Annotated in this window: 17 protein-coding genes and 1 tRNA gene; 14 read left to right on the top strand and 4 right to left on the bottom strand. The window is 70.3% G+C overall.

From position 1 onward, the window contains the following. Positions 1-53: 53 nt before the first annotated feature. Positions 54-128, bottom strand: a tRNA-Val gene (locus ACZ45O_RS05470). Between the two features lie 145 nt (positions 129-273). Between ACZ45O_RS05470 and ACZ45O_RS05465 the strand changes: the two genes are divergently transcribed. The 11 genes from ACZ45O_RS05465 (at position 274) to ligD (ACZ45O_RS05415) (ending at position 10459) form a co-directional block, all read left to right on the top strand. Beyond that, positions 274-2907 carry a CBS domain-containing protein gene (locus tag ACZ45O_RS05465; RefSeq protein ID WP_464856331.1) on the top strand — a complete coding sequence of 878 codons (2634 nt, stop codon included), beginning with the start codon at positions 274-276 and terminating at the stop codon, positions 2905-2907. Between the two features lie 20 nt (positions 2908-2927). Next, on the top strand, positions 2928-3545 hold the full coding sequence (locus tag ACZ45O_RS05460; protein ID WP_464856329.1) for a site-2 protease family protein: 618 nt from the start codon (positions 2928-2930) through the stop codon (positions 3543-3545). Positions 3546-3630: 85 nt separating this feature from the next. After that, entirely contained in the window at positions 3631-4383 is a 753-nt protein-coding gene (locus ACZ45O_RS05455) for a segregation and condensation protein A (RefSeq protein WP_464856327.1), read from the top strand. 24 nt (positions 4384-4407) lie between these two features. Continuing rightward, entirely contained in the window at positions 4408-5067 is a 660-nt protein-coding gene (gene scpB, locus ACZ45O_RS05450; RefSeq protein WP_464856325.1) for an SMC-Scp complex subunit ScpB, read from the top strand. Between the two features lie 3 nt (positions 5068-5070). Beyond that, complete coding sequence (locus tag ACZ45O_RS05445; RefSeq protein WP_464856323.1) at positions 5071-5790, top strand: HAD family hydrolase; 720 nt, start codon at positions 5071-5073, stop codon at positions 5788-5790. A gap of 150 nt (positions 5791-5940) precedes the next feature. Continuing rightward, positions 5941-6633, top strand: coding sequence for a DUF2953 domain-containing protein (locus ACZ45O_RS05440; protein ID WP_464856321.1), 693 nt, complete (start codon positions 5941-5943; stop codon positions 6631-6633). After that, complete coding sequence (gene ytfJ / locus ACZ45O_RS05435; protein WP_464857666.1) at positions 6605-7000, top strand: GerW family sporulation protein; 396 nt, start codon at positions 6605-6607, stop codon at positions 6998-7000. Before ACZ45O_RS05440 ends, ytfJ begins: the two co-directional genes overlap by 29 nt. A 92-nt stretch (positions 7001-7092) precedes the next feature. After that, on the top strand, positions 7093-8004 hold the full coding sequence (ku, locus tag ACZ45O_RS05430) for a non-homologous end joining protein Ku (protein ID WP_464856319.1): 912 nt from the start codon (positions 7093-7095) through the stop codon (positions 8002-8004). Positions 8005-8007: 3 nt separating this feature from the next. After that, entirely contained in the window at positions 8008-8946 is a 939-nt protein-coding gene (ligD, locus tag ACZ45O_RS05425) for a non-homologous end-joining DNA ligase (protein ID WP_464856317.1), read from the top strand. Further along, positions 8943-9536, top strand: a complete 594-nt coding sequence (locus ACZ45O_RS05420) for a hypothetical protein (RefSeq protein WP_464856315.1) — start codon at positions 8943-8945, stop codon at positions 9534-9536. Before ligD (ACZ45O_RS05425) ends, ACZ45O_RS05420 begins: the two co-directional genes overlap by 4 nt. After that, positions 9536-10459 carry a non-homologous end-joining DNA ligase gene (ligD, locus tag ACZ45O_RS05415; protein ID WP_464856313.1) on the top strand — a complete coding sequence of 308 codons (924 nt, stop codon included), beginning with the start codon at positions 9536-9538 and terminating at the stop codon, positions 10457-10459. The genes ACZ45O_RS05420 and ligD (ACZ45O_RS05415) overlap by 1 nt, the downstream gene beginning before the upstream one ends. A gap of 54 nt (positions 10460-10513) precedes the next feature. On the opposite strand, the gene ACZ45O_RS05410 is transcribed toward ligD (ACZ45O_RS05415), so the two are convergent. Beyond that, a complete protein-coding gene (locus tag ACZ45O_RS05410; RefSeq protein WP_464856311.1) occupies positions 10514-10957 on the bottom strand; it encodes a CoxG family protein in 444 nt (147 codons plus the stop codon). A 266-nt stretch (positions 10958-11223) separates the two neighbouring features. Here ACZ45O_RS05410 and ACZ45O_RS05405 point away from each other — a divergent pair, with 266 nt between their 5' ends. After that, positions 11224-12405 carry a glycosyl hydrolase family 18 protein gene (locus ACZ45O_RS05405; protein ID WP_464856309.1) on the top strand — a complete coding sequence of 394 codons (1182 nt, stop codon included), beginning with the start codon at positions 11224-11226 and terminating at the stop codon, positions 12403-12405. Positions 12406-12421: 16 nt separating this feature from the next. On the opposite strand, the gene ACZ45O_RS05400 is transcribed toward ACZ45O_RS05405, so the two are convergent. Both ACZ45O_RS05400 and ACZ45O_RS05395 read right to left on the bottom strand, forming a co-directional pair. Then, entirely contained in the window at positions 12422-14272 is a 1851-nt protein-coding gene (locus ACZ45O_RS05400) for a methyl-accepting chemotaxis protein (RefSeq protein ID WP_464856307.1), read from the bottom strand. A gap of 165 nt (positions 14273-14437) precedes the next feature. Next, on the bottom strand, positions 14438-15505 hold the full coding sequence (locus ACZ45O_RS05395; protein ID WP_464856305.1) for a polysaccharide deacetylase family protein: 1068 nt from the start codon (positions 15503-15505) through the stop codon (positions 14438-14440). A 161-nt stretch (positions 15506-15666) separates the two neighbouring features. On the opposite strand from ACZ45O_RS05395, the gene ACZ45O_RS05390 reads away from it, so the two are divergent. Together ACZ45O_RS05390 and ACZ45O_RS05385 are read left to right on the top strand one after the other, a co-directional pair. Continuing rightward, complete coding sequence (locus ACZ45O_RS05390; protein WP_464857664.1) at positions 15667-15957, top strand: cyclic-di-AMP receptor; 291 nt, start codon at positions 15667-15669, stop codon at positions 15955-15957. Between the two features lie 122 nt (positions 15958-16079). Beyond that, complete coding sequence (locus ACZ45O_RS05385; RefSeq protein ID WP_464856303.1) at positions 16080-16670, top strand: nucleoside recognition domain-containing protein; 591 nt, start codon at positions 16080-16082, stop codon at positions 16668-16670. The last annotated feature ends 2 nt before the right edge of the window (positions 16671-16672 follow it).

Below are 16672 nucleotides of genomic sequence, written 5' to 3'. Positions count from 1 at the left end.
AGTCCATGCGCGTACAACGAGACAGCGGCCCGTCTGGGCCGCTGTCAGCCATCTGGTGGGCGGTACTGGGATCGAACCAGTGACCCCTTGCGTGTGAAGCAAGTGCTCTCCCGCTGAGCTAACCGCCCAGTGCGTGCCCATTATAACGCAAGCTCGTCCCGAGCGCAAGGCCGCGCGACAGGATGTGCAGGGTTTGTGACCCCTGTAGCAGAATAGTTGACGATCGAGATCTAGCGCCCTTCGGGGCGCGCCTTCGGGAGACCACGAACTGCCATGCAGATCATCGTTCCGCATACCAACACCGACCTCGACGCCATCGGCGCCGCCATCGGGGCCCAGGTGCTGTACCCCAAGGCCCAGATCGTGCTGCCCGGCACGGCCAACCCGATGGCCGCCGAGTTCATCTCGCTGCACCGGTACAACCTGCGGGTCTACCGGGTGAAGGAGGTCGACCTGACGCAGGTGCAGCGCGCGATCGTGGTGGATACCGCCGACGCCGCCCGGCTCGGCCCGCTGCGGACCCTCCTGCCCTCGGTCGAGCTGCACCTGTACGACCACCACCCGCCCGAGGCCGACGACCTGCAGGGGCGGCTGGAGGTGCGTGCGCCGGTGGGGGCGACCTGCACCCTGATCGCCGAGCTGATCGAGGAGGCCGGGGCGCCGCTGACCCCCTTCCAGGCCACCGCCCTGCTGGTGGGCATCTACGCCGACACCGGGTCGCTGAGCCTGCTGGGCACCACCGACCGCGATGCCCGTGCGGCGGGCTTCCTGCTCTCCCGGGGCGCGAGCCTGCAGGCCGCCGCCCGCTTCATGGAGGTCTCGCTCTCGCCGGTGCAGCAGACCCTGCTGCAGCAGCTGCAGAACCGGGGCCGCTGGGTGAATGTGCGGGGGGCGCGCATCCGCCTGCTGGCGGCGGAGGTGCCCGAGTACGTGGGAGGCCTCAACCTGGTGGTGCACCGGCTCATGGAGCTGGAGCCGGTGCCGGCGCTCTTCGCCGCGGTGCGCATGCAGGACCGGGTGCACCTGGTTGGCCGCTCGTCGGTGCCCTGGGTGGATGCGGCGCGTGTGCTGAGCCAGTTCGGCGGGGGCGGCCACGCCGCGGCGGCCTCGGCGGTGGTGAAGGGGCTGCCGGTGGCGGAGGTGGCCGCGCAGCTGGAGGAGGCGCTGCCAGCCGGCGTCGAGCGGCCGCTGATGGCGCGGGATGTGATGTCGGCCCCCGTGAAGACCATCCTGGCCGGCAAGCCGATCCGCGATGCCGAGCGGCTCATGCTGCGCCACGGGCACACGGGGCTGCCGGTGGTGGACGACCGGGGGCAGGTGGTGGGGGTCGTGTCGCTGCGCGATGTGGAGAAGGCCCGCCGCCACGGGCTGGAGCATGCGCCGGTCAAGTCCGTGATGAAGGCGCGCGTGATCGCCGTCCACCCCGAGACGCCCATCGATGAGGTGCAGGAGCTGATGATCGAGCGGGACATCGGCCGGGTGCCGGTGGTGGCCGACGGCAACCTGGTGGGCATCATCACCCGGTCGGACATCCTGGGCCTCATCTACGGCGCCCCGGCGCCGCGCTGGCACCGCAGGCTGTACGCGGCGCCCGATGCGCCGAAGGACCTGCGGGACCCGGCCGTACAGCTGGCCCTGGAGGCGGTGGAGTCCGCACCCGCGGGGATCCGCGCGCTGCTGCGCACCGCGGGCCGGGTGGCCGAGCAGGAAGGGGTGGCGGTCTACGCCGTGGGCGGCTTCGTGCGGGACCTGCTGCTGGGCAGGCCGAACCTGGACTTCGACATCGTGGTGGAGGGCGACGGCATCGCCTTTGCCCACAGCCTGGCCCGGGAGCTGGGCGGGCGCGTGAAGGAGGTGCCCCGCTTCGGCACCGCCCACATCTACCTGGAGCCCGACGAGCCCGACCTGCCCTCCCGCATCGACGTGGCCACCGCCCGGCGGGAGTTCTACGAGCACGCGGCGGCCCTGCCCCGGGTGGAGCACGCCGACCTGCACGAGGATCTGTACCGCCGGGACTTCTCGATCAACGCCCTGGCGATCCGCCTGGGCTCGGCCGGCCCCTCGGGGCTGATCGACTTCTTCGGCGGACTGAAGGACCTGGCGGCGGGGCAGGTGCGCATCCTGCACACGCTCAGCTTCGTGGAGGACCCGACCCGGCTGCTGCGGGCGGTGCGGTTCGCCCACCGGTACGGCTTCCGGCTGGAGCCCGAGACCGAGGTCTGCGCGCGCCGCGCCATCGCGGAGGGCTTCCTTGGCCGGGTGAGCCGGGAGCGGCTGCGCAACGAGCTGCTGCTGATGCTGCAGGAGCCCGGCTGCGGCGGCGCCCTGCAGATGCTGGCCGACCTGGGCGGGCTGGACGCGATCCTGCCGGGGGTGGACCTGACGCCAGAGCTGCTCTCCCTGCTGGATGCGGCCGATTCGCTCCCGGAGGAGGAGCCGGACATCGCCGCGCAGAGCAAGCTCTGGCTGGCGAAGCTGCTGGTGCTCATACACCGGCTGCCGCTGAACCGGGGCGCCGCCCTGGTGAAACGGCTGCGCCTCAGGCGGGCGGAGTCCCAGTGCTGCCTGCAGGTGCTCGCGGGGTGGCGCATCGCCCACGACCTGGTGACGGCCCCCAGGCCCGACCCGGCGGCCATCGTCGCCCGGCTGCGCGACTGGCCGCCCGAGGGGCTGCTGCTGCTGCACCTGCTGGGCGGCGGCGACCGGGTGTCGGCCTTCTGGCATGAGTGGCGGCACATCCGGCTCGCCATCACCGGCGCCGACGTGCAGGCCCTGGGGGTCGCCCCGGGCCCGCGAGTCGGCCGGATCCTGGAGCGGGTGCTCGCGGCCCGGCTCTCGGGGCAGGCTCTTGACAGGGCGGCGCAGCTAGATCTGGCCCGCCGCCACGCAGCGCAACAGGAGGAGTGAATCCCTTGGCACTGCCCAGCTTGCAGCAGATTGTGATGTTCATCCCCGGTGTCGTGATGGGTTTCGCGTTCCACGAGTTCGGCCACGCGCTGGTCGCCACCTGGTTCGGCGACGACACGCCGCGCCTGCAGGGCCGTCTCACACTGAATCCGCTGGCCCACCTGGATCCTGTCGGCACCCTGCTGCTCCTGCTGGGCGGCTTTGGCTGGGCCAGGCCGGTGATGGTGAACACCGCCCGGCTGCGCCCGCGGGTGCTGGGAGACATCGCGGTCTCCCTGGCCGGCGTGGCCATGAACTTCCTCCTGGCGCTCGTGTTCGTCGTGCTCTTCGCCCTGGCGGAGACCGGGCGGCTGGGCTGGCATCACCCGGTGCTGAGCCAGACCCTCTACGCCGTGGTGACCATCAACGTGTTCCTGGTGGGCTTCAACCTGCTGCCCATCCCGCCGCTGGACGGCTTCCGGGTGCTGGTGTACGCCTTTCCGGCCGGGTCGCATGAGCTCGTCCACACCCTCTACCGGTTCGGCCCCATGATCCTCATCTTCCTGTTCGTGACGGGTCTCGTCGACCTGTCGCCGATCTACAACGCCATCTTCGGCGCGGTCATCTGGGTGGCCTCGCCGGTGCTGCAGCTGCTGTGACATTGCCAGGGATGCTAAAATGCATGTAATATAAAGAGGTTGTACGAAACCGGGCCCGCGGCGCCGGGAGAGAGGGGGAACGGGTGTGGATCGATCCACAGGGTCAGAGCCTTACGTGGTTCACCTGGCCAACTTTGAGGGCCCCCTCGACCTGCTCCTGCACCTGATCCGCCGGGAAGAGATGAACATCTACGACATCCCCATCGCCCGGATCACGGAGCAGTACCTGGCCGCGATTCAGGACCTGGCAGACCTGGATCTTGACCGGGCCAGCGAGTTCCTGGTGATGGCCGCGACGCTCCTGCGCATCAAGTCGCGCATGCTGCTGCCCAGGCCGCCCCGCCCGGAGGTGGACGAGGAGGGGCCGGAGGCGGAGGAGGAGGATCCGCGCGAGGCCCTGGTGCGGCAGCTGGTGGCCTACAGCCGCTTCAAGGAGGCCGCCGAGATGCTGCGCGAGCGGGAGCGGGAGATGTTCCGGGTCTACACGCGCGGCCTCTTCGTGGAGGAGCCCGGGGGTCCGCCCCCGCTGGAGGGGATCGACCTCGCCGACCTGGTCAGGGCCTTTCAGGAGGTCCTGAAGGAAGAGTGGAACTGGCGCGAGGTGCCCCGGGCGGAGATCCCGCTGCGTGAGAAGATCAGGGAGATCCGCTTTCGCGTGGCCCGCTCACCCGGAGGGGTCCGTTTCCACGACCTCTTCTCCGGCGGCTGCAGCCGCCTGGAGGTGGTCGTTACGTTTCTGGCGCTGCTGGAACTCATGCGCCAGCGGCACGTCAGGGTGGTGCAGAGGGAGCTGCTTCGGGGAGATCCTGGTTCTGCAGGCGGACCCGCCGCACCATGAGGCCGAGGGAGGCCACGAGGACGGATGATCTGGAACCATGGCAAGATGATCCTGGAGGCGCTGCTCCTGGCTTCGCCGGAGCCGCTGACGATCAAACGCATCGCCGAAGTGATCGGACTCGACGAGAAGGACGCCGCCCTGCTCATGGCCGACCTGCAGAAGGACTACGAGGCGCCTCACCGCGGGCTGGCCATCCGGGAACTGGCCGGGGGCTACGTGCTGACCACCCGGCCCGAGGCCGCCGAGTACGTGGAGCGGCTGCTCCAGCCACGGTCGCGGGGGCTCTCCCACGCCGCCCTGGAGACCCTGGCCATCATCGCGTACCGGCAGCCCATCACCAAGGCCGAGATCGAGAGCGTGCGCGGCGTGAAGGTGGACAGCGCCCTGGAGACGCTGCTGGAGCGGCGGCTGATCGCCGACCAGGGGCGCAAGGACGCTCCGGGCCGGCCGATTCTCTACGGCACCACCCCCGAGTTTCTGAGGTACTTCGGGTTGAAGGAGCTGAGCGACCTGCCGCCGGTGGAGATCGACACCTCGGAGGCCGGGCTGATCGTGCCCACCGGGGCTGCCGCCGAGGAGGGCGAGCGGGACGTGCAGGCGTCGCTCTTTGCGGAAGAGGGGCAGCCGGCCCCGGAGGAGGCGGCGGGCGAAGGCGGGGAGCCCCCGCAGCAGGAGGAGGGGTAACGGTTGGGTTTCACGGGGCACGCCTTCGTGGACTGGGATGACACGATCGCGGAGAATATCCGTTACTTCCGGGAGGTCGAGGCCGAGACCAGCCGCCTCATCGCCCGCCGGACCGGCTTCGACGCCGGCGAGGTGCAGCGGCGCGGAGCCGAACTGGACGTGGTCGTGGCCCGGCAGATGGGCCTGGTGAAGGAGTCGCTGGCTGCGGCGTGGCTGGCCTGCTACCAGGAGTTCGCCGGGCGTGCGGGGCTGCAGGCCGACCCGGAGGTGGAGGCCGAGCTCAGGCGGCTGTGCGCCATACCTTACGAGACCCGGCAGGAGCTCCTGCCCGGCGCGGTGGAGACGCTGCGCTGGCTGCACGAGGCGGGGTTCGAGGTGACGATCTGGACCGCGGGCGAAGAGCCCATCCAGCGGCGGAAGATCCGGGAGTCCGGCCTCGGCCGCTGGATCCACCGGGAGGCCGTGGTGCTGGAGAAGACGCCCGAGCGGCTGAGGGCCTTCATGGGCGACCGGGATCCGGGCCGTTGCTTCGTGGTGGGCAACTCCCGCCACTCCGACATCCGCCCCGCCCTGGCGGTCGGCATTGCGGCCTACCACGTGGACGTGGAGACCTGGGCCTACGACCACCTGGACGTGGACGAGGACGATCCCAATTACCACCGGCTGTCGCATATTGGCGAGCTGCCGCGCCTCCTGGCGCAGCGGTTCCGGTTGGCGGTGTGACGGGCGGCTGATCCCAGAGCATGGGGTCAGCCGCTTCCTGGTTTCCGAGAGGCGGCGCGGCCGCTCCGAAGGCCCCGGCGGTATGGCCCCTGACTGGATTGGCAAGACTCACCTTGTCGAGGCGGGCAAGTTTGCCGGGGGTGGGTAAAGATGGGCTGGCTGATCGCCGCGGGCTTCCTGGCGGCGTCGCTCCTTCTGCTGGGGCTCGTGCCGGTTCAGCTGCACCTGCGCCTCGCCCAGCTCAACCTGAAGGCGAAGGTGTTGGTGGAACTGCGGGTGGGCTGGCTGCGCCTCACCCGGGAGATTGCCCTCGGGGAGCGGGCGCGCCGCCAGGTGAGGCGAGCCCGGCGCCGCCTGGACCTGGGCAAGCAGGATGTTCGCGAACTGCTGGCCGCGTCGGCCCCCGGGCTGCGGTACCTGGCCCGGGCCACCCGCTGTCCCCGCTTCCGCCTGCGCATGGAGGTGGGCGGCCTCGACGCGTGCGACTCTGCTGTGCTGACCGGGCTCGGCTGGAGCGCAATTTACGCGCTGCTGGCGCAGCTGGGCCGGTGGGTTGCGCTGGACCGGGACGGCGTCGCAGTGGCGGTTGTGCCCAACTTCCAGCGGCCGCTCCTGCGCACGGACCTCGACTGCATACTGCGTGTGCGGCTGGGAAAGGCTACTCTGGCAGCCGGCATGGTGCTGCGGGAGACCATGCGGCGCAGGGCGGCGAAGGCCCGGATTCAGCAGCGTCAGCGGAGGAAAGGGGACAGAACCGGTGGCCGATCACCCGATTCAAGGCCTCATGAAGACGGCCATGGAAAGCCTGAAGAGTATGGTGGACGTGAACACGGTCATCGGTGACCCGGTGGAGACGCAGGACGGCACCGTGATCGTGCCCGTGTCGCGCGTGGCCTTCGGCTTTGCGGCGGGCGGTTCGGAATTTGCCCCTGCTCACGAGCAGGAGCCCGGGCACGACCACCCCTTCGGCGGCGGCAGCGGGGCCGGGGTGTCGGTCTCCCCGGTGGGCTTCCTGGTGGTGGCGAAGGACCAGGTGCGCATGCTGCCGGTGGACGGGGGGCAGCCGGTCCACCGCATCATCGACCTGGCCCCGCAGCTCATCGACAAGCTGAAGGCGGCCCTGGAGAGGCGCGGCAGGGACGAGCCGTGGGAGCCCGGGGTCGAGGGCACCACCGGGGCCGACGGCACACCCAATACAACCCTCACCTAGTGGCCTGGGGGCCGGGCGGTATTGCGCCCGGCCCCCTCGCATAGCATGGCGGAATAGCCGGCGTGCGGTCGGCTTACGCTACCAAACGGGGGGTGGACGCCCTGCGTGCCATGTGGAAGGGGACCATCAGCTTCGGGCTGGTGACGATTCCGGTGAAACTGTACGCCGCAACCGAGTCTAAGGCCCTGCGCTTCAACCTGCTCCACGAGCCCTGCCAGACGCCCATACAGTATCGGAAGTACTGCCCGAGCTGTGAACGCGAGGTCGAAAGCGGTGAGATCGTGAAGGGCTACGAGTTCGACCGGGGGCGCTACGTCACGCTGGAGGAAGAGGACTTCGAGTCGATACCCCTGGCGGCCCGGCGCACCCTGGAGATCGTCGCCTTCGTGCACCTGTCGGAGATCGACCCGGTCTACTTCGACAAGACCTACTACCTGGAGCCCGGCGAGGGCGGCGCGAAGGCCTACGCCCTGCTGCGCCACGCGATGGAGCTGACCGGAAGGGTCGCCGTCGCCCGCGTGGTCATCCGCTCCAAGGAGTCGCTGGCGGCCCTGCGGGTCTTCCGAAACGGCGTGCTGGCCATGGAGACGATGCACTTCCCGGACGAGGTGAGATCGGTAGCCGGCCTCACCGGCATCGCCCAGCCGGAGCTGCGGCCCCAGGAGATCGAGATGGCCACCGGGCTGATCGAATCGCTGACCATGCCGTTCACGCCCGAACGGTTCGAGAACGAGTACCGGAAGGCGCTTCTGGAGCGCATCGAGGCGAAGATCGCGGGAGCGCCCCCGGAAGAGCTCGGGCCCGCGCCGGAACAGGGCCGGGTCGTCGATCTCATGGAGGCGCTGCGCGCGTCGATTCAGGCGGCGGAGGGGCGGCGGGGCGCGGACGAGCCCCCGCGCCGCACGATCCCTGGGCTGCCCGGAGCGCCTCCCGCATCCGTCCCCGGGGTTCCGCCGGTGCCGGCTGACGTCGGGCCTGACGAGACGGTGCCCGGGAGGCCGTAGCCGGTGGACCTTCCCTTCCCGCCGATGCTGCTGGAGCGGGCCGAGGCGCCTTTCGCCGACGCCGGCTGGCTCTACCAGGTGAAGTGGGACGGCGTGCGGAACCTGACGCTGGTGGAGGGCGGCCGGGTGCGCCACTGGAGCCGCCGGCTGCGGGAGCGCACTCACCTGTTTCCCGAGTTCAACGGCCTGGCGGCCGCCCTTTCCGGCCGGCGGGCGGTGCTGGACGGCGAGATCATCGTGCTCCGGGACGGGCGGCCCAGCTTTTCCGCCGTCCTGGAGCGGGACCTGGCGTCTGGCAGCACCCGGCCCGGCCGCCGCCCGCCGGCCACCCTCATGCTGTTCGACCTGCTGGAGTGGGACGGCGAGCCGCTCTACCAGCGTCCGCTCACCGAGCGGCTGGCCCTGCTGGAGGAGGTGGTGCCCCCCGCCGAGGCCTGGCAGGTGGTGGCCTCGTTCCCCGGCGACCAGGGGCCGGCGCTCTTTGCCGCAGCGGTGGACCAGGGGCTGGAGGGGGTGGTGGCCAAGCGGCGCGGCAGCCCCTACGTGCCGGGCGCCCGCAGCCGGGACTGGCTGAAGGTGAAGCGCCGTTCGGAGATGCTGGCCGTGGTGGCGGGGTACACCAATCCGGTCGGCCGACCGGGCGGTCTGCTCCTGGGGGCCTACCGCTCCGGCCGGCTCCAGTACATCGGCCGGGTGGGTTCGGGGCTGACCGGAGAGGAGCTGGCGGCGATCAGGCAGCACCTGCCGCCGGCCGGATGCCCGTTTCCCGAAGTTCCGAGGCTGCGGGACCGGTTCGGCGGGGAGCCGGGCCCGGTGGTCTGGGTGGAGCCCCGTCTGACGGTGCGGGTGGCCTTCACCGAGTGGACGGAGGAGGGGCGGCTCCGGGACCCGGCGGTGGTCGGGTTCACCGCGGATCCCCCTGAGGCGGCGGTGATGCCGTGACAGACCTGGAAGAGGAGGAGAGCCAGATGACCGAGCAGGAGTGGCAGGAGCAGCCGCATCCCGCGGAGCCGGCCCCGGGCTTCCCCGACGAGCGGCCGCTGCCCTGGCCCGAGGAACGCAGCCACACGGTCGTCGCCTGGTTTGCCGAGGAAGGGGACGCGCGGGCCTGCTTCCGCGGGCTGAAGGCCCGCGCGGTGGAGGTGACGCTGGCGGCAGAACCCCACGCAGCAGAGGCAGCGCCGCCGGACGCAGAGGCAGCCCTGCCGGAGCGCGGGATGGGGCGGGGGGTGGTGCTGGGGGCCAGCGTGGGGGCCACCGCGGGCTTCCTGGCCGCCACGTACCTCGTGCCGCCGCTGGGCGCCGCGTCGGCCACCGGCACCATGCTGACCACGCTGGCCGGGGCGGGCCTGGGCACCTTCTTCGGGAACCTGGCGGACCAGGGGCTGGCTGCGGACCGGCGCGGCGCGGACCCCGCCGGGGGCGAAAGGCGCGCGCGCTTCCGCGTGGAGGCCCGGGTCGGGCAGCGGCAGGTGGACGAAGTGCTGGCCCTGGTTTCGGCCTGGGGCCCGCAGGAAGTGCGGCTGCAGTAGTGGCCAGGTCGCAGCGGCGGCGGGTGGCGGTGGCCGGCCGGGAGCTGGCCGTGACCAACCTGGAGAAGCCCCTGTGGCCCGAGGACGGGCTCACCAAGGGCGACCTGATCGCGTACTACGTCTCGGTGGCCCCGTATCTGCTGCCGCACCTGCGGGGCCGGCCCGTCGTGCTCACCCGGTACCCCCACGGCATCGGCGGCAAGTGGTTCTACCAGAAGGACGCGCCGGCCGGCCTGCCGGACTGGCTGCCCACCTGGGCGGACAGGGCCGACGACGGCCGGGTCATCCGCTACCTGCGCATCGAGGAGCCGGCCGCCCTGGCCTACGCGGCCAACCTCGGGGCGATTGAGCTGCACCCCTGGCTCTCCTCCTGCGCCGCCCCCGACCAGCCGGACTGGGCGGTGATCGACCTGGACCCGTCGGAGGGGGCCACCTTCCAGGACGTCCTGGTGGTGGCCCGGCTGGTCCGGCAGATCCTCGGGGAGGTGCAGGTGGAGGGCTTCCCCAAGCTCTCGGGGGCGACGGGCGTACACATCTTCTGCAGGGCCGGGCCTGGCACGACCTACGCCGAGACGGCCGCCTTCTGCGAGCTGGTGGGCCGGGTGCTGCTCAGGGCGTACCCGCAGAAGGTCACGCTGGAGCGCGCGGTCGCGAAGCGGGGCCCGAAGGTCTACGTGGACTACCTGCAGAACCGGCGGGGGCAAACCATCACCAGCGTCTACGGCGTGCGCCCGCTGCCGGGGGCGCCGGTCTCGGCGCCCGTCACCTGGGAGGAGCTCGAAGGGGAGCCGCCGCGGTTTACCCTGCGCACAATGCACGCTCGCCTGGCGGCGGTGGGGGACCTGTTCGCCCCGATGCTGAACGCCCCGCAGGACCTGCGGGGCGCGGCAGAACGCCTCAGGCGGTTCCTCAGCGGCGTGTGAAAGAGCCGGTGCGTCTGCACCGGCTCATTTAACGTGTTGTTTGGGGGTTGCGCATCAGATGAGGTCGCGGGCCTTCGCCTTGTCCAGGTACTCCCGCATGCCGTGCATGAAGTAGTCCACCAGCCCCTTCGCGAGGGAGGGCAGGAGCTTCTGCGCGCCCCGGAACTCGATGTCGGCGTCGTAGGCGACCACGCAGCCGTCGCCGTCGGGGAGGAAGCGCAGATCGGCCTCCGCATGGGCGGAGCCGTTGTGGGTTTCGGCGGCGATGCGCAGGTGAAAGCTCTCGCCCGGGACGCGGTCGGTGACCTCCAGAATGCCCTTGTAGATCAGGGCGAAGCCGCCGATGCCCACCTTCAGCCGGGCGGCCCACCTGTCGGGGGCGATCTCTTCCAGGGACTCAAGGGCGATGGTGGCGTTCAGGAGAGCTTCCTCGTTGGTGAACAGCTTGTACATGACCTGTGGCGGCGCATCGAAGCGGAACTGGCCGGCAACGCGCATGGGACATGACCTCCTTCCGCGGCGCCGTGGGCGGCCGTTGGGGCCGACCGCTGTGGCGTCTGGCAGCTGAGACGTCTGCATGAAGTACGACTGGAAGCGTCTGTTATTCCGTTTCGCCCCGGCACATGCGCTTTCCTTCACAAACTCGCCGGACGGAGGCAGGCCTGCCGCCCGCGGCCAATAACTCCCGCAAGACACAGACATACCACGACCGGTATAATCGAACACGATTAGTTTTTTGCGTTCGATTATACGGAGGTGGGGCTGTGCACAGGCTGGGGAGACGGCTCTGGCTGGGGCTGATGACGGTGGCGCTGCTCGTGGTTGGCGCATCGGGGGCTGCGGCGCCCGGGGTGCCCGCCGGCGCGCTGCCCTCCCCGGCGGATCTGCAGTCGGCGGAGGCCTGGGTGCTGCCCGACCTGGCGGGCGACGGGTGGGTGGTGCTGACGGCCGGGGAGCCGCCCGTCGAGGAGCCGCCGGCCGAGGAGGAGGGCCCGCTCGTCGTGGCCTACTACGCGGAGGACTGGCAGGGCGACGTGCGCGCGCTCAACGCCCTGCGCGAGGCCGGCGCGCACGTGGACCGGGTCGTGAACTTCGCCCTGCAGCTGAACGCCGACGGCTCCATCACGACCCGGCCGTATCCCGACCTCTCCGCGGCCGCCGGGGAGATGGGCGTACCCGTGTATGGTCTGATCTACAACATGGAGAACGGCCACTTCAGCGCCGAGATCGCCCGGGCGGTGCTCTCCGACCCGGAGCGGCGGGGCCGGGCGGTGGCCGACATGCTGGCCATCGCGCAGGTGCACGGCCTCGCCGGCATCGACATCGACATCGAGAACGTGCCCGGGGACCTGCGGCCGCACTACACCGCCCTCGTGAGGGAGGCCGCGGCGGCCCTGAAGCCCCACGGGATTCACCTTACGGTGTCCGTGCCGGCGAAGGTCTGGGACGACACCACGTCCAACTGGGGCGGCGCCTTCGACTACGCCGCGCTGGGTGAGGCGGCCGACCAGGTGGCCATCATGACCTACGACGAGCACACCTACGGCCTGCCCCACGGTCCGGTGGCATCGCTGCCCTGGGTCGACCGCGTCGCCGCGTACGCCGTTACCCAGATCCCGCCGGAGAAGATCCTGCTGGGGATACCGGCCTACGGCTACGACTGGATCCACGGCACGCGGCAGGTGGTGAAGGGGCTTTCGACCGGCGGCGCCTACACCCTGGCGGCCAGGCACGGGGCCCAGGTGCAGTGGGACGATGTGGCGCAGGTTCCCTACTTCACCTACAGCGAGGGCGGCCGAGCGCACATCGTCTACTTCGAGAACAGCCACTCCGCGGCCGCCAAGCTGCAGATTGTTGAGAAGTACGGACTGGGCGGCATCGCAATCTGGCGGCTGGGGCTCAACGAACCGGCCATCTGGGAGGCCGTCGGGAACGCGTTCCCGTGATGGAGGGGAAGCTGCGCTAGAGCTTCAGCCAGGCGACGGAGGCCTGCAGTTCCTGCGCCATCCCTCTGAGGCCGTCGGCCGAGGCGGCGACCTCTTCAACCGCTGCCGTCAGCTGCTCCACGAAGCCGGAGACCTCCTGCGCCGCCCGCTCGTTCGAGCGGGCGGTTTCGTCTACCTGCTCCATGGCGCCCGAGACCTGCGCGGTGGAGGCGTCCATCTCCTCGGTGGCGGCGGTGAACTCCTCGGCCAGCGCCGCGACGGCCTGGAACGACTCCACCAGCCGGTCGATGTCGGCCTGCATGGCCTGCACGCTCCCGGCGATCTCCTGCACGTCGGCGGCGGTGTCCCGCAGACCGCTCAGGATCTCGCCGAGGGCATCTCCCGCTGCGTTGGCCCTCCCGCTGCCTTCCCGCACCTGCTGGAGGCCTGTCTCCATGGCGGCCACGGCCTCGGCGGTTCCGGCCTGGATGCCGGCGATGCGATCGGCGATCTCGCGCGTGGCGGCCGCGGAGCGCTCCGCCAGGCTCCGGATCTCCTCGGCGACCACGGCGAAGCCGCGGCCCTGCTCGCCGGCACGGGCCGCCTCGATCGCGGCGTTGAGCGCGAGCAGGTTTGTCTGGTCGGCGATGGCGCCGATGACCGCGGTGATCTCGCCGATCTGAGCCGAGAGCGCCTCCAGGTTGCGGATGCGCGCTGCCGAGTCGGTCACCGCCGCCTGAATCCGCTGCATGGCGGCCAGAGACTCGCGCACGACCTGGGCCCCCTCCTGGGCCAGCAGCTCCGTGCGGGTCGTCTGGGCTGAGACTTCGCCCGTCCTGGCGGCGACCGCGGCAGCGGAACGGGCCGAGCTGGCCAGGAGCTCGGTGGCGCGGGTCATTTCCGCGGCGGTGGTCTGCGCACCCTGGGCGATCTGGTGGCTGGTCTGCCGGAGCTCTGCCATGATCTGGCGCACGTCTCCCGCCGCGGCCGTGAGCGCCGCCGCGCCGGATGTGATTCGCGCGGCCATCTCTGCCGCATTCTGGGCTCCGCTCGCCGACTGGGCCGACGAGGCGGCGAGCTCCTGCGCCGACGCCATGAGCGAGCTGGCGACACGCTGGATGCTGCCGATCAGCGCGCGGAACTGCTCGACCATCCGCTGCATGGACCTGGCCATGTCGCCCAGTTCATTGTTGCCGGCGCGGATCTCGCCGTGGCTGAGGTCGCCTCCCGCGACCCGTTCAGCCACGGCGGCCACGTCGTGCACGGCGCGGGCCACCCTTCCGGAGACACTAAGCGCCGCAATGACCCCCAGAACCGCCGCAGCCAGGCTGACGGCGCCGACGATGTACACGGACTGGTTCGCCCGTTCCCGGGCGAGCAGGGTCTGGTCGTTCACGACCCGATCGGTGGTCTCCTTCAGCGCCGCCGCAGCCAGCACGACGTCTTCGCGCAGGGGGCGGAGCTGCTCCGACAGGATGAAGCTGGCCTCCGCCTGTCCGTAGCGCGTGCGCTTCAGCAGGTTGCGGGAAACAGCCTCGTAGGCCTGCACCCGCGTGCGCAGCTCGTCGGCGAGCGCATGGGCCTCGCCGGTGGCCAGGCCCGACAGCTCATCGAGCGCCGCGGCCACCTGGGCTGAGGCCCTTTCGAACTCCTCCGCGTAGGCGGCCTCGCCGGTCAGGAGGTAGCTCGCCAGGGCGCGCGCCTCGTCCTGGACCCCCGCCTCGATCTCGCGGGCCTTCATCGCACTGGCGTCGACCCGGTGGACCACGTCGTCGTACCTGACCGTGATATCCTGCAGGCTGGTGATGCCGGCGTAGGCCACCACGCCCAGCAGCAACACGACACTGCCGAATCCCAACATGAGCCTCTGACGTATCGTGATTCGCATAGGCTGCCTCCAGTGGAAAAAGTTGCGGGAAATGCAGATCTGACCGTTTTCGAACTGTGGGTGCACAGCGCGGCCGGAATCATTCTATGTGTTGATTATACAAGAAAATAGGATCTTCTCCCATAAGGCAGTTGGGCCGATTCATGTTGCCCCAGGCGGCAGTTCTCAGTCCCCGCTTTCGTGCCCGCTGCTCCTGCCCGGCAGAAGCGGATCGGGGGAGAGCATCTCGCTCAGGGTGACCAGCCGGTAGCCCCTGCTCTGCAGCAGGTCGATGACCTGCTCCAGCACCTTCAGGGTGTTGGGCTTCGGGTGCATCAGGATGAGATCGCCGGCCTTGGCCTGCCGGAACGTCTCCAGGATGCGTTCCGGTGTGGCGTACTGCTCGTTCCAGTCCACCGTGTCGAGGCTGTAGAGGACCGTCTGGAGGTTGAGGTCGGCCGCGGTCTGCAGAATCGACTGGTCGACCTCCGACTTGTGCGGCGCGTAGTACTTCACCGTCTGGCCGGTAATCTCCTCGATGACCCTGACCGACTGTGCGATGTCGTCCTTCAGCCGCCCGGCGCGGGCCAGGGCCTTCGGGCCGTGGGTCAGGTTGTGGCCGTGGGTGGCCACTTCGTGGCCGTCGGCGGCGATGAGGCGGGTCAGGTTCGGGTTCTGCTCGGCCCACCGGCCGGACAGGAAGAAGGTGGCCCTGGCGTCTTTGCGCTTCAGGATCGGGAGCATGCGCGCCAGCTCGTCGGCGCCCCAGTCGACGTTGATCAGGAGGGCCACCGCCTGTTTCTCACCGTTGCCCTGGCGGATCGCGCTGAGGGGCAGGTCGGCCAGGCGGGTTGTGGCCGGCTCTACCTGCACCGCGGGCTCCACGATCGTGCCCGGCGGGGCGGTGGCCAGCCTGAGCCAGGTGCGCTCCACGTCGAGTTGGAAGCCGTTCAGTTCGGGTACGGTATAAGGGATGCCGTCGGCCGACTCGAACCGGCGGGCGGCCACGGGCATGGCGCGGTAGCCGGTGGCCAGCTCGCCAAGCAGCGCCCGGGCCTCCCGCTCAGACATTCCCGAGAAGTCGAACCCCAGCAGGGTCACACCCTCAGCCACCCGAGGCCCGCCCGTGCCCGCAGCCGGCGGCGGGGAGCCCCAGGGAAGGGCGAGAACCGCCAGCAACAGGGCCGCCAGGCCCGCCGCCCACCAGCGGTTCACCCGCACGACGAAGAACTGCGCCCGTGGAGACCGGTACATGGCAACCACCCCTCATCTGCCTTCGCCAAACGGTATGTCCAACGTCGCCGGGCTATGCGACGCCGCGTCATTCTGGCCGCAGGGCGCAGGGAAACAGGCGCGCCGTGCCGAAAGATGTCACTTGCCCGAGCAGGGTCATCAGGAGGGATCAGTTCGTGAAGATGATCGTAGCCGTGGTGCGGGACGAGTTCGCCGCGCAGGTGACCGAGACGCTCACCAGGAAGGGGTTGAGCGCGACCAAGCTGTCCTCCACGGGCGGGTTTCTGAAGGCCGGCAACACCACCTTCCTCATCGGCGTCCGGGAGGATCAGCTGGAGGATGCGCTCGACGCCATCCGCGGCGTATGCCCCGGCACGCAGGTGAGCCAGGGCAGCGCGAAAGCGGGCAAGACCACGCCGCAATCCGCCGCAACGGTCTTCATCCTGGGCGTGGAGCGCATGCTGAAAGTGTAATCAGACAGCAGGGTAAGGGGCGTCCCCGTGCGGGGGCGCCCTTTTGCGCGGACCTGTCCGCGGACGAGGGCTGAATTTGTCCCACCCGGCATATCCATCGCGGGCGGGGGGGTTGCAGCAGCATGATGAACCTGGTCTGGCTCGGACTCATCCTGGCCGGGGTGGCGGTAGCCGCCGCCACCGGCAGGGCCGCCGAGGTGACCGATGCGGCGTTCGCGGGGGGCAAGCTCGCCATCGAGACGGCCATCGGGCTGGCGGGGCTTATGGCCCTGTGGATGGGCATCATGAAGATCGCGGAGCGCAGCGGGCTCATGGAAGGGCTGGCGATGCTGCTCCGCCCGGTGGTGAGGTGGCTCTTTCCCACCGTGCCCCGCGACCACCCGGCCGTGGGGGCGATGTTGATGAACATCTCCGCCAACATGCTGGGGCTGGGTTCGGCCGCCACCCCCTTCGGGCTGAAGGCGATGCAGGAGCTGCAGGAGCTCAACCCGGACAAGGAGACCGCCTCTGAGGCCATGTGCACCTTCCTGGCCCTGAACACCGCATCCATCACGCTGGTGCCGGGGACGATCATCGCGCTGCGGGCCACGTACGGGTCGGTGAACCCGGCGGAGATCGTGGTGGCCACGCTGATCGCCTCGGTGGTGGCGGGGATCTTCTCGATCGGGCTCGACTGGGCGGTGCGCACGGCGCTCCGGGCACGGGGGAGGTAGGG

The sequence above is a fragment of the Symbiobacterium turbinis genome (assembly GCF_055383075.1).
This window is presented reverse-complemented; position numbering and strand designations above follow the sequence as displayed.